General features: G+C 69.4%; 13 protein-coding genes and 1 pseudogene. 7 read left to right on the forward strand and 7 right to left on the reverse strand.

Annotation, left to right across the window (positions count from 1 at the left end; genetic code table 11):
* Positions 1-361, forward strand: a pseudogene (locus tag N869_RS17735) (DEDD exonuclease domain-containing protein); the annotation flags it as partial.
* A gap of 3 nt (positions 362-364) precedes the next feature.
* Here the strand turns inward: N869_RS17735 and trpD are convergent.
* Both trpD and N869_RS08675 read right to left on the reverse strand, forming a co-directional pair.
* Positions 365-1,408 (reverse strand): anthranilate phosphoribosyltransferase, encoded by a 1,044-nt coding sequence (gene trpD, locus N869_RS08670; protein WP_035060307.1) that lies wholly within the window; start codon positions 1,406-1,408, stop codon positions 365-367.
* On the reverse strand, positions 1,405-1,863 hold the full coding sequence (locus N869_RS08675; protein WP_156968452.1) for a PleD family two-component system response regulator: 459 nt from the start codon (positions 1,861-1,863) through the stop codon (positions 1,405-1,407). The genes trpD and N869_RS08675 overlap by 4 nt, the downstream gene beginning before the upstream one ends.
* Positions 1,864-2,030: 167 nt before the next feature.
* Here N869_RS08675 and ctaE point away from each other — a divergent pair, with 167 nt between their 5' ends.
* The 5 genes from ctaE (at position 2,031) to N869_RS08700 (ending at position 7,055) form a co-directional block, all read left to right on the forward strand.
* Positions 2,031-2,669: an aa3-type cytochrome oxidase subunit III gene (gene ctaE, locus N869_RS08680; protein WP_035060309.1), complete on the forward strand. Its 639-nt coding sequence runs from the start codon at positions 2,031-2,033 to the stop codon at positions 2,667-2,669.
* 61 nt (positions 2,670-2,730) lie between these two features.
* The gene (gene qcrC / locus N869_RS08685) at positions 2,731-3,510 is read left to right on the forward strand and encodes a cytochrome bc1 complex diheme cytochrome c subunit (RefSeq protein ID WP_035060327.1); all 780 of its coding nucleotides are present in this window, start codon (positions 2,731-2,733) and stop codon (positions 3,508-3,510) included.
* Positions 3,507-4,565 carry a cytochrome bc1 complex Rieske iron-sulfur subunit gene (qcrA, locus tag N869_RS08690; RefSeq protein WP_035060311.1) on the forward strand — a complete coding sequence of 353 codons (1,059 nt, stop codon included), beginning with the start codon at positions 3,507-3,509 and terminating at the stop codon, positions 4,563-4,565. Before qcrC ends, qcrA begins: the two co-directional genes overlap by 4 nt.
* Positions 4,562-6,313 (forward strand): cytochrome bc1 complex cytochrome b subunit, encoded by a 1,752-nt coding sequence (gene qcrB, locus N869_RS08695; RefSeq protein WP_084136754.1) that lies wholly within the window; start codon positions 4,562-4,564, stop codon positions 6,311-6,313. The genes qcrA and qcrB overlap by 4 nt, the downstream gene beginning before the upstream one ends.
* Positions 6,314-6,428: 115 nt before the next feature.
* On the forward strand, positions 6,429-7,055 hold the full coding sequence (locus tag N869_RS08700) for a superoxide dismutase (RefSeq protein ID WP_035060313.1): 627 nt from the start codon (positions 6,429-6,431) through the stop codon (positions 7,053-7,055).
* Positions 7,056-7,139: 84 nt separating this feature from the next.
* Here the strand turns inward: N869_RS08700 and N869_RS08705 are convergent, their stop codons facing one another.
* From N869_RS08705 to ctaC, 3 genes are read right to left on the reverse strand one after another with little or no spacing between them, the layout of a single operon-like run.
* On the reverse strand, positions 7,140-7,538 hold the full coding sequence (locus N869_RS08705) for a cytochrome c oxidase subunit 4 (RefSeq protein WP_035060315.1): 399 nt from the start codon (positions 7,536-7,538) through the stop codon (positions 7,140-7,142).
* On the reverse strand, positions 7,535-9,364 hold the full coding sequence (ctaD, locus tag N869_RS08710) for an aa3-type cytochrome oxidase subunit I (RefSeq protein WP_035060317.1): 1,830 nt from the start codon (positions 9,362-9,364) through the stop codon (positions 7,535-7,537). The genes N869_RS08705 and ctaD overlap by 4 nt, the downstream gene beginning before the upstream one ends.
* The gene (ctaC, locus tag N869_RS08715; protein WP_035060320.1) at positions 9,364-10,251 is read right to left on the reverse strand and encodes an aa3-type cytochrome oxidase subunit II; all 888 of its coding nucleotides are present in this window, start codon (positions 10,249-10,251) and stop codon (positions 9,364-9,366) included. The genes ctaD and ctaC overlap by 1 nt, the downstream gene beginning before the upstream one ends.
* A gap of 152 nt (positions 10,252-10,403) precedes the next feature.
* On the opposite strand from ctaC, the gene N869_RS08720 reads away from it, so the two are divergent.
* Positions 10,404-11,567 carry a cysteine desulfurase family protein gene (locus tag N869_RS08720; RefSeq protein ID WP_035060322.1) on the forward strand — a complete coding sequence of 388 codons (1,164 nt, stop codon included), beginning with the start codon at positions 10,404-10,406 and terminating at the stop codon, positions 11,565-11,567.
* Positions 11,568-11,587: 20 nt separating this feature from the next.
* On the opposite strand, the gene N869_RS08725 is transcribed toward N869_RS08720, so the two are convergent.
* Both N869_RS08725 and N869_RS08730 read right to left on the reverse strand, forming a co-directional pair.
* Positions 11,588-11,938 (reverse strand): HesB/IscA family protein, encoded by a 351-nt coding sequence (locus N869_RS08725; protein ID WP_035060334.1) that lies wholly within the window; start codon positions 11,936-11,938, stop codon positions 11,588-11,590.
* 103 nt (positions 11,939-12,041) lie between these two features.
* The coding region (locus N869_RS08730) for a glycerate kinase (protein WP_035060324.1) at positions 12,042-12,459 on the reverse strand (418 nt) is incomplete at its 5' end.

Raw genomic sequence — 12,459 nt, forward strand, 5'->3', positions numbered from 1 at the left:
CGCGCGCCGGGCACCGTCGGGCGGCTGGGAGGTCGTCGTGGTGCGGTACGGGCGCCTGGCAGCGACCACGACCACACCTGCCGGCGTCGACCCGAGCCCGGCGATCGACGCCCTGCGTCGGACGGCGGAGGTGGTCCCGCCCCCGGCACCACCCGCGACCAGCGCCCACCCCGAGGAGTCGGCTCTGGTGATGGCGTGGCTCGAGCAGGACGGCGTCCGCCTGGTCGACGTCCAGGACGGGTGGGCCTGCCCGGTCCGCGGCGCCGAGGGGGTTGCACGCCTGCGCGACGCCGTCGGGGTCCGCGTCGCAGCCGACCCTGTCGAGGAGCCGCACCTGGGACACGTGCCGATCAAGGCATGAGTGTCAGTCGCTCGACGCAGCGACCCATCTGTCCAGGACGTCCCGGGCGTGCCCCGCGTCCACCGCGGCCGCGGCGACCTCCAGCGACGACCGCAGGCGCTCGGTCAGCGACTGCGCACCGCCGGGCCCGTGCACCGCGAGGCCTGCAGCAGCGTTGAGCAGGACCGTCTCGCGCACCGCGCCGCCGCGTCCGTCGACCACCGCGCGGAGCACGGCCGCGTTGGCCGCGGCGTCACCACCCCGCAGGTCCTCGAGCGTCACCGGTGCCAGACCGAGGTCGGTGACGGGGTCCAGGTCGAGCTCGGTCACCGTTCCCTCGTCCACCCACCACAGGCGCGCCGGCCCGGTGGGCGCCAGCTCGTCCAGGCCCTCGTGGCCGCGGAACACCAGAGCCCGACGGCCGCGGCGGGCCATGACACCCGCGATCAACCGGGCGAGCCGTACGTCGGGCACGCCGATCGCCGACGCGTGGGGTTGGGCCGGGTTCGTCATCGGGCCCAGGAGGTTGAAGGCGGTCGGGACGCCCAGCTCCCGGCGCGCCTGAGCCGCGTGGCGCATGGCGGGATGGAACGTCTGGGCGAAGCAGAACGTGATCCCGACCTGAGCTGCCGTCTCGGCCACACGCTCCGGCGGATGGTCCAGCCGGACACCGAGCTCCTCCAGGACGTCAGCGGTCCCGCTCGCCGACGACGCCGCCCGACCCCCGTGCTTGACGACCCTCGCACCGGCCCCGGCTGCGACCAGGGACGCCATGGTCGAGATGTTCACCGTCCCGTGCATGTCACCGCCGGTACCGACGATGTCCAGGCACCGGCCGGGAACCTCGATGCGTCGGGCGTGGGCGAGCATCTCCTCCACCAGGCCGCTCAGCTCGTCGACCGTCTCGCCCTTGGCGCGCAGCGCCACCAGGAACCCGGCGAGCGGGACCGGGCCCGCCTCCCCCGTCATCACCCGCGCCATGGCCCAGCGCGTCTCGTCGGTCGTGAGGTCCTGGCCTGCGAGCAGGGACTTCGTGAGCCCGGGCCAGGTGAGGTGGTCGCCCGTCATCCGTCGACGAGCGCGCCGCGCAGCACCCGGGCGACCGTGTCCTGCACCACGACCGGGTCGATCGGGCGGCTGATCACGCCCTCGGCGTGGGACCAGGCCGCGAGCCACGCGTCCTGGGGCCGCCCGACGAGGACGACCACCGGCGGGCACCGGTAGATCTCGTCCTTGAGCTGACGGCACAGCCCGAGCCCGCCGACCTTCCCGGTCTCGCCGTCCAGGACGAGCAGATCGACTCCTCCCGCCTCGACGGCCGACACGACAGCGGCCGCCGTCGCCACCGGGACCAGCTCGATCTCGGGGAGATCCTTGGCGACCCGTCGGCCCAGGGACAGGCTCACGGCCTCCCGAACCTCGACGTGGTCGCTGTAGACCAGCACACGTACCCGCTGTCCGGTCGCACCTTCAGCGGCGTCCCACTCGTCGTGCTGCGTCCCCTGCTGCCCGGTCGCTGCCATGCTCGCCTCACCCGTCCTCTGCCTCGGGGCACGCAGGTGCCCGTTCACCACGAGCATCTTGGCACGGCCCGGGCGTGTCGCGGGGTCCGTGCGTCACAAGCAGCCGCTCCGCGTCTCAGCATGGGTCCTTGGACCCACGCGCTCGCTTCGTCGGTCATAATGACAGCGTGTCAACCGCAACGTCTGCCTCCCCGACCCGACCGCACCTGAGCGTGAACCGGCCCAACCCGGTCTCGATCGGGACGATCGTGTGGCTCGCGAGCGAGCTGATGTTCTTCGCGGGCCTGTTCGCGATGTACTTCACGATCCGCTCGACGATCCCCGAGCTGTGGGCCGAGGAGACCCAGCTGCTCAACTTCTGGTTCGCACTCGGCAACACCACGATCCTGGTGCTCTCGTCCGTGACCTGCCAGTTCGGGGTGTGGGCGGCCGAGCGGTTCCAGCCGGTGCGCACCGGGCGCATGTGGCAGGTGAGCCGGTGGGGCATGACGGAGTGGATGACCGCGACCTACATCATGGGGTCGATCTTCATCGGTGGTCAGATCTTCGAGTACGCCGAGCTCGTGGAGCACGGTCTGACGATCTCCTCCAGCCCCTACGGGTCGGTGTTCTACCTGGCGACCGGCTTCCACGGGCTGCACGTCATCGGTGGCCTGATCGCGTTTCTCCTCCTGCTCGGCCGCTCGTTCGCGGCCAAGCGGTTCGGGCACCACGAGGCCACCACGGCCATCGTGACCTCTTACTACTGGCACTTCGTCGATGTGGTGTGGGTGGCGCTGTTCGTCGCGATCTACATCATCCGGTGAGCCGGCAGCACGACCGGTACGACCCGCCCGGCCCAGCCGGACGCAACGAGAGGGCTTGTTCGTGAAGGCAATCGCCGCCCGCAGGCACCACCGGCACGCGCCGATGGTGCTGCTCCTGCTGGCACTGCTGATGACCGGCGGGCTGTACGCCGCGTTCGCACCGAGCGCCGTCAGCGCCGCGGCGCCGTCCGAGGACGACATCGCGGCCGGCCGTGCCCTGTTCATCGCGAACTGCGCCACGTGCCACGGGCCGTCCGCAGAGGGCCGTGACGACGTCCCGTCCCTGATCGGTGTGGGTGCGGCGTCCGTCGACTTCCAGGTCGGCACCGGACGCATGCCCATGCAGATGGATGGCCCTCAGGCCGCCGCGAAGCCACCGCAGTTCGACCAGGAGCAGATCAACCAGCTGGCCGCCTACGTCGCGTCTCTGGGTCCCGGACCTGCAGTGCCCAGCGCGCAGCAGGTCGACCCTGCGCTCGGCGACGCCGCCAACGGTGGCGCGCTGTTCCGCACCAACTGCGCCATGTGCCACGGCGCGATCGGCGCCGGAGGCGCGCTGACGGAGGGCAAGTGGGCGCCCTCACTGGCGGACAGCACCCCCACGCAGGTGTACACAGCCATGGTCACGGGCCCTCAGTCGATGCCTGTGTTCAACGACGCCAACCTCACCCCGGACGAGAAGCGGGACATCATCGCCTTCCTCGAGGAGCAGCACCGGGGTTCACCCGGCGGGATCACCCTGGGTTCCCTGGGACCGGTCGGTGAGGGCGTGTGGGTGTGGATCGTGGGGATGGGTCTGTTGATCGGGGCGTCGGTGTGGATCGGAGCGAAGTCGTCATGAGCAACAACGAGAAGGGCACCGACCTGGAACCGCGGTCCTCAGGGGCGGACGTCGACCAGGCGGGGGCCGCCGGGCCCGAGCGCTTCGACAACCCCGGCCTACCGACCCACCGGGACCGCGCGACCGACCGCGACCCGGCAGCTGCACGCCGCGCCGAGCGCACCGTGATCGTCCTCTTCGCGCTCTCGGTCCTGGGGACCATCGGCACCGTCGTCGCCTACATCATGGTCCCGACGGGCGAGAGCGTGGAGAACATGCGCCTGTCGAACCTGCTCCTCGGGCTCGGCCTGTTCCTGAGCATGTTCGGCATCGGTGCCGCTGCCGTCCACTGGGCCAAGACCCTCATGTCGGACCACGAGCAGGCCGAGGACCGCCATCCCCAGCGCGGCGACGCCGAGACCCGCCAGGCGGCGATCGCCGCCCTAGGAGCGGGCGCGGAGGACTCGGGCATCGGCCGCCGTGGCGTGCTCAAGGGAGCCGTCGTCTCCGCCGTCGCGCTGGCACCGCTGAGCGTCGCAGTCCCGCTCGTGGGTGAGCTCGGCGGGGACTGGAACGTGTCGAAGTTCCGCCACACGCTCTGGGAGCGCGGCCGTCGACTCACGCGCGACCCCTCCGGCGACCCCATCCGTGCCGCCGACGTCACCATCGGCTCGGTGTTCCACGTCATCCCCGAGGGCCTGCGGGAGGGCGACCACGCCGACCACTGGATCGAGGAGAAGGCCAAGGCCGTCGTCCTCATGGTGCGTCTGGACCCCGCGGACCTCACCGAGGCAGAGGACCGCCGCGACTGGTCCTACGAGGGCATCGTGGCCTACTCCAAGATCTGCACCCACGTCGGCTGCCCGGTGGCTCTCTACGAGCAGCAGACCCACCACCTGCTGTGCCCGTGCCACCAGTCCACGTTCGACATCTCCGACGGGGCGAAGGTGGTCTTCGGACCTGCCAAGCGCGCACTTCCGCAGCTACCCATCACCGTGGACGACGAGGGCTACCTCGTCGCGCAGGACGACTTCAACGAACCGATCGGGCCGAGCTACTGGGAGCGCCTGAAGTGAGCCAGACGACAGCGCAACGGGCAGCGGCCGGCACCGCGGACTACCTGGACCAGCGCACCGGGATCAGCAAGGCCGTCAAGGGCTTCGCGAGGAAGATCTTCCCCGACCACTGGTCGTTCCTGCTGGGCGAGATCGCGCTCTACTCGTTCGTGATCCTCATCATCAGCGGGATCTTCCTGACGATGTTCTTCGTGCCCAGCATGGGCCTCATCGTCTACGAAGGCCCGTTCGCGCCCATGAACGGGCTGGAGATGTCCGAGGCGTTCGCGTCGACGTTGGCCCTGTCGTTCGAGGTGACCGGCGGCCTGCTCATGCGCCAGATCCACCACTGGGCTGCGCTGCTCTTCATCGCCGCGATCGTCACGCACATGATGCGGGTGTTCTTCACCGGGGCGTTCCGCAAGCCCCGCGAGGTCAACTGGGTCGTCGGGTTCGTCCTGCTGATCCTCGGCATGGCCGCGGGCTTCACCGGGTACTCCCTGCCCGACGACGTGCTGTCAGGCAACGGCCTGCGCATCACCGACGGCGTCGTGAAGTCGATCCCCGTGGCCGGGTCCTACATGTCGTACATGATCTTCGGCGGGGAGTTCCCCGGCGAGCACATCATCCCCCGGCTGTTCACGCTGCACATCCTGGTGATCCCCGGCCTGATCCTCGCGCTCATAGGCCTCCACCTGTTCCTGGTGGTCCTGCACAAGCACACGCACTTCCCCGGGCCTGGTCGCACGCAGCGCAACGTGGTCGGGTTCCCCCTGTTCCCGGTGTACGTCGCCAAGGCCGGCGGCTTCTTCTTCATCGTGTTCGGCGTGCTCGCCCTGATGGCAGCCACGATGACCATCAACCCGGTGTGGAACTACGGGCCGTACGACCCGTCCCCGATCGGCGCGGGGGCCCAACCCGACTGGTACATCATCTTCCTCGAGGGTGCGCTGCGCCTCATGCCCGGCAACACCGAGTACGTCATCGGTGGCTTCACCCTGTCGTTGAACGTGCTGATACCGGCCGTGATCATCCCCGGCATCCTCTTCACGCTCCTGGCCGTCTACCCCTTCATCGAGGCGTACGCCACGGGCGACAAGAAGGAGCACCACCTGCTCGACCGGCCGCGCAACGCACCGGTACGCACCGCGACCGGCGTGGCCATCCTCACGGCGTTCTTCGTGCTCCTGCTGGCAGGCGCGAACGACATCATCGCCACGCACTTCTCGATGTCGCTCAACGACATCACGTACATCTTCCGAGCCTCGCTCCTGATCGGCCCGTTCATCGCGTTCTGGATCACCAAGCGCATCTGCCTGGGCCTGCAGCGCAAGGACCGTGAGCTCGTCCTGCACGGGCACGAGACCGGCCGCATCATGCGGCTGCCGCACGGGGAGTACATCGAGGTGCACAAGCCTCTGGACGAGTTCGAGCGGTGGACGCTGGTGCAGCACGAGCCGAACCGACCGATCGAGCCCGCTCCTCAGCACGACGAGCGCGGGGTGCGTCGCAAGGGGTACCGGCGTGACGCGATCCGGGCGCGGGTCTCACGGTTCTTCTACGAGGACCGCGTGGAGCCGGTGACCCCGCAGGAGCTCAGCCGTGCACAGGCCCACCACCACGGGCCCGAGGGGCTAGTCGGCACCGGGGACGGGACGGTCGCCTCCGTGGACCACGGAACGACGGACGCCTACCGGTCCGTGCAGGCCGGCGACGCCGGCACCGGTCAGGGACCGGTGCCCTCCCCCGCCGGCGAGCGTGAACGCTGATCACGCGTCACAGTGGTAGTCGTCCTCAGCCGCGCCCCTCGACGGGGGCGCGGCTGAGGCGTACGCAGTAGCCGAGCCGTCGCACACCTGTGCGACCTGACCGGAAGGGCCTCACATGGCTGACTACACCCTGCCCGATCTTCCGTACGACTACGCCGCTCTCGAGCCGCACATCTCCGGCCGCATCATGGAGCTGCACCACGACAAGCACCACGCTGCGTACGTCGCCGGGGCCAACACGGCCCTGGAGAAGATGGCGGAGGCCCGTGAGGGCGGGGACATGAGCACCGTCAACATGCTCGAGAAGAACCTGGCGTTCAACCTCGGCGGGCACATCAACCACACCGCGTTCTGGCAGAACCTCTCTCCCGACGGTGGCGACAAGCCGACCGGGGAGCTCGCGGCCGCGATCGACGACGCCTTCGGTTCGTTCGACGCCTTCCAGAAGCACTTCGCCGCGAACGCTGCCGGCATCCAGGGATCCGGTTGGTCGATCCTCGCCTGGGACTCCCTGGGTGAGAAGCTCGCGATCTTCCAGCTGTACGACCAGCAGGGCAACGTGCCTCTCGGGCTGACCCCGATCGTGCTGCTCGACATGTGGGAGCACGCGTTCTACCTGGACTACGTGAACGTGAAGGCCGACTACATCAAGGCCTGGTGGAGCATCGTCAACTGGGCCGACGCCGAGCAGCGGTTCCAGCGGGCCCGGACTCAGACCGCAGGGCTCATCGCCCCCGCCTGAAGGCCGGCACCGCCGCCAGCACACGGAAGGCGGGCGGGTCGCACCGACTGGGTGCGACCCGCCCGCCTTCCGTGTACGTCCGTCTCAGTGGGCGTGCTGACCCCGGGAGAACTCGTAGACCCAGCCGACAAGTGTGATCACCGTGAGTGCCGAGCCGATGTAGAAGAGCCACCACCCGACTGCAAGACCGAGGAAGCAGATGGCACCGGCGGCGGCGATCGCGATCGGCCACCACGACCCGGGGCTGTACACGCCCAGGTCTCCGGCGCCCTCCTCGATCTCACCGAACGCGTCGTCCTCTGGGCGAGGGTCGATCCGGCGACCGACCAGCCACAGGTAGAAGCCGATCATCCCGGTGAGGCCCGCGGTCAGGAGCAGCGCTGTGCTCCCGACGGGCTCCCATCCGCTCCACAGGGCGTAGACGATCCCGATGAAGACGAAGAACGGCGTCGGGAACAGGAACAGCTTTGCCTCGAACTTCACCGCTGACCCTCCGTGTGGTCGCCCTCGCCGTCGGTCGGCGGGTGGTCACCGTCGTCGACGATCGTCGACGACGACTGCTCGGGCTCGGCCTCCCCGGCCCCCATCCGCTCTGCAGCGGCGCTCGGCTGGCCACGGCGGTCGGCCTCCCAGTCGAGCACACCGGCGTCCGGCTCCACGTGGTCCATCGCCGCGACCTCAGGGTGATGCAGGTCGAAGGCGGGTCGCTCGGACCTGATCCTGGGGAGCGAGGTGAAGTTGTGCCTCGGTGGCGGGCACGACGTCGCCCACTCCAGGGAGTTCCCGTAGCCCCACGGGTCGTCGACCGTCACCAGGGGCGCCTTGCGCCACGTGACGTAGACGTTCCACAGGAACGGCAGCGTCGAGGCAGCGAGCAGGACCGACGACACCGTCGAGATCTGGTTCAAGAACGTGAACCCGTCCTCGGGCATGTAGTCGGCATACCTACGTGGCATGCCCTGGATGCCGAGCCAGTGCTGCACCAGGAACGTTCCGTGGAACCCGAAGAACAGCGTCCAGAAGTGCCACTTGCCGAGCGCCTCGTTCATCATGCGTCCGGTGAACTTGGGCCACCAGAAGTAGAACCCGGCGAACATCGCGAAGACCACCGTGCCGAACACCACGTAGTGGAAGTGGGCCACCACGAAGTACGTGTCGGAGGTGTGGAACGTGAGAACCGGGCTCGCCAGGATAATGCCGGTCAAGCCACCGAACAAGAACGTCACCAAGAAGCCGATGGACCAGAGCATCGGGGTCTCGAAGGTGAGCTTCCCCCGCCACATCGTGCCGATCCAGTTGAAGTACTTCACACCTGTCGGCACAGCGATCAGCATGGTCATCAGCGCGAAGAACGGCAGGAGCACCGCGCCGGTGACGTACATGTGGTGGGCCCACACCGTGACCGAGAGCGCCGCGATCGCGATCGTCGCGTAGACGAGGCCCTTGTAGCCGAAGATCGGCTTGCGGCTGAAGACCGGCAGGATCTCCGAGACGATCCCGAAGAACGGCAGCGCGATGATGTACACCTCGGGGTGGCCGAAGAACCAGAACAGGTGCTGCCACAGGATCGCACCCCCGTGATCGGGGTTGAAGACCTGAGCGCCGAGCCGCCTGTCAGCCCCGAGCGCGAACAGGGCTGCGGCGAGCGGCGGGAACGCCATCAGCACCAGGAGGCTGGTGACCAGCGCGTTCCAGGTGAAGAGCGGCATGCGGAACATGGTCATGCCGGGGGCGCGCATCGTGATGATGGTGGTGATGAAGTTGACCGCGCCGAGGATGGTCCCGAACCCGCCCATGGCCAGGCCGAAGACCCAGAGGTCTCCCCCTAATCCTGGCGAGAAGGTCGTACTCGACAAGGGGGCATAGGCGAACCACCCGAAGGACGCCGCGCCCTGGGGCGTGAGGAAGCCCGCGACCACGATGATGCCGCCGAACAGGTAGACCCAGTAGGCGAACGCGTTCAACCTGGGGAACGCCACATCAGGTGCGCCGATCTGGAGCGGGACCAGGACGTTGGCGAACCCGGCGAACAGCGGGGTGGCGAACAGCAGCAGCATGATCGTGCCGTGCATCGTGAAGAGCTGGTTGTACTGCTCCTTGCTCTGCACGAACTGGATGCCCGGCTCGAACAGCTCGGCACGGATCACCAGGGCCATGAGGCCTGCGATGCAGAAGAAGATGAACGACGTGATCAGGTACAGGTACCCGACGGTCTTGTGGTCGGTCGAGGTGATCCACTTCACGACCGTCCCGCCACGGCCCTGCCGCCTCGGGCTCAGGCCCGGGACCTCGGCGTCACGTGCGGCCATCAGGCGCCTCCCTCTCCGGCGGTGTTGTCGTCCCCAGGGGTCTGCAGTCGGTCCAGCTCCGGACCGAGCTGACCGGTCTGCCCCCGCTCACGGAGCGACTCGATGTGGGCGTCGTACTCCTCACGGGACACGACCGCCACGTTGAAGAGCATCCCCGCGTGATGCTGGCCGCAGAGCTCGGCGCACTTGCCCGCGTAGACGCCCTCTCGGGTGGGCACGACCTGGAACACGTTCACGTGGTTCCCCGGGAACATGTCCTTCTTGTACAGGAACGCCGGAACCCAGAAGGAGTGGATCACGTCGCGGGACCGGAGCTGGAACTCGACCCTCTCGTCGACGGGGAGGTAGAGGGTCGGCAGCGTGTCCGGGTTGCCCGGGGCTCCGATGTCGATGACGTGGACGCCGGTGTCCCACACGTCGTCGTCCACGTAGTTGAAGTCCCAGCTCCACTGCTTCCCGTACACCTCGACCACGATGTCGGGCTCCTGCGAGACGTCCTCGACCTCGCTGAGGTCACGCGCGGTGAAGTAGAAGAACACGCCGACCATGAAGATCGGCAGGACGACGTACATGACCTCGAGAGGCACGTGGTAGCGCACCTGGACAGGCAGGACCTCGTCGTCCTTGCGCTTGCGGTAGACCGCCACGCACCAGAGGATCAACCCCCACGTGATCGCACCGACGATCAGCGCGGCGATCCACGACCCCGTCCACAACGAGGTGAGGCGCTCGGTCATGTTCGTGACCTGCTGGCCGTCCTCGTAGCCAGGAAGCCAGCCGCGCTGGACCTCCGCGGTGCAACCACTGAGCGCGAGCGCGACCAGGGCGGCGGCGGCGGAGAGTCTGACGGTGGTCGACCGACGGCGACGTGGGTGTTGCGCGTCCAAGGGAACCTCTCATGTCGTGCGCCCGCTGCGCGCGGCATCGACGCACACAGGTGGGACTTTGGTCCTCGACAGCGGCAGCCTATCGTGCGCAGGGCACTGCGAGGGTGCCCGGACACCTGTCGTCCCACGACTGCGGCCGTTAGCGTGATCCGGTGACCCCGTCCCGTGTGTATCTCGATGCCGGAGGGCGCGCTCCCCTGCACCCCGTCGCCCGAGCCGCCTACGAGGCGGCGGCCGACGAGGGATGGGCCGATCCACGCAGGCTCCACGCCGAGGGCCGGCGAGCACGGCTCCTGCTGGACGCCGCACGGGAGACCCTCGCCGCAGAGGTGGGGGCACGCACCGACGACGTGCACCTGGGCCCAGGTGTCACGACCGCGCTGCACCACGCCGTGCTGGGCTCGGCGGCGGCTCGACGCCGCGTGGGTGCCACGGTGGTCACCTCCGCCGTGGAGAGGGCGGCCGTGCACGCTGCTGCCCGGTTCGTGGTCGAGCCCGTCCGCGCTGCTGCGGACCAGGCAGTCGGAGAACCGCCTCGGGTCCCCGTCGACCGCAACGGGCGGGTGGAGGTCGACCGGTGGCGTGCAGCGGTCTCGGCGCCAGGTGTGGCCGTCGCCGTCCTGCAGCAGGCCAACGGTGAGGTCGGTACCCGGCAACCGGTCGAGGCGGCGTACGAGGCGTGCGCCGTCCACGCGGTGCCCCTTGTGCTGGATGCCACGTGCGCACTGGGCCATGAGCCGGTGAGCGACCACTGGGACGTCCTGGTCGCCGACCCCGCTGACTGGGGGGCCTTCCCCGGGGCCGGCCTGGTCGTGACCCGTCCCCGGACCCGCACGGCACGAGCCTGGCCCGAGGACGAGGACCGGTGGTTCCCCGGCGGTGCCGACGTCCCCTCGGCGGTCGCGGCGGCAGCCTCCCTGCGCGCGGTGGTGGCCGAGCAGGAGCGGGCGGGACGGGTGCGTCGCGAGCTCGTCGACCTGGTCCGGTCGCGGGTCGCTGCCGACCTCACGGACGTCGCCGTTGTCGGTGACCCCGTCGACAGGCTCCCCCACGTCGTGACGTTCTCACTGCTCTACGTCGACGGAGAGGCGATCCTGACCGAGCTGGACCGACGCGGCTACGCGGTCGGCTCGGGATCTGCCTGCGTGACGGGTACGACCGAGCCCAGCCACGTCCTGCGGGCGATGGGGACCCTCACGCAGGGCAACGTCCGCCTGTCGCTGCCGGTCGGCATCTCCCGTGAGGAGGTCACCTCGTTCCTGGCGGTGCTGCCGCAGGCCGTCGACGACGTCCGGCGGATGGTGGGCGGCCGGTGACCCGGGACCCACCGCCCGGGTCAGGCGAAGGAGCCCCCGCAGGCGCAGGAGCTGCCTGCGTTGGGGTTGTCGATGGTGAAGCCCTGCTTCTCGATCGTGTCGGCGAAGTCGATCGTCGCGCCCTCGAGGTACGGCACGCTCATCCGGTCCACGACGACCTCGACCCCGTCGAAGTCACGCAGGGCGTCACCGTCGAGCAGCCGCTCGTCGAAGTACAGCTGGTAGATCAGACCCGAGCAGCCGCCGGGCTGCACCGCGACCCTCAGGCGGAGGTCGTCACGGCCCTCCTGCTCCAGCAGGGTGCGGACCTTGTCGGCGGCCACCGCCGTGAGCTCAACGCCGTGGGTCGTGGTGTCGGTGGTCTCGGTCATCGTCACTCCGGTGAGGTGTCGGGGTGTGGCACGTCAGTCCTAACGCCACGGCCTGTCCAGGTGTTCCCAGCCTACGCCCCACGGCGACCGCGCCCCCCGGCCCTCATCTGGACCAGGTGCGGGCCACCCTGCGTGCCCGGTCGGCCAACGACCGTGCCGGCGCCGCGACGGACCCGGCGACCTCGTCCGGGTGCTCGGCCACCGCGTACGCCCCGCTGAGCCCTGCCGCGCCCCACTCCCGCCGGCCGAGCTGCACCTGACCTGCGACCGCGACGACGGGGACGCCGTGCGACAGCCCCAGGCGCGAGACCGCCGCGACGACCTTGCCGTGCAACGACTGCCAGTCCAGCGACCCCTCACCGGTGACGACGAGGTCGTGCGTGGCCACGTCCTGGCCCAGACCGGTCGACGCGGTCACGACGTCGGCACCCGGGAGGATCCGGGCACCGAGCACCGCGAGCGCGAACCCGACGCCGCCGCCGGCGCCCGCACCGGGGAGCTGGGCCCACCCCCGACCGGCC

The sequence above is a fragment of the Cellulomonas bogoriensis 69B4 = DSM 16987 genome, assembly GCF_000767165.1.
GTDB classification, from domain to species: domain Bacteria; phylum Actinomycetota; class Actinomycetes; order Actinomycetales; family Cellulomonadaceae; genus Actinotalea; species Actinotalea bogoriensis.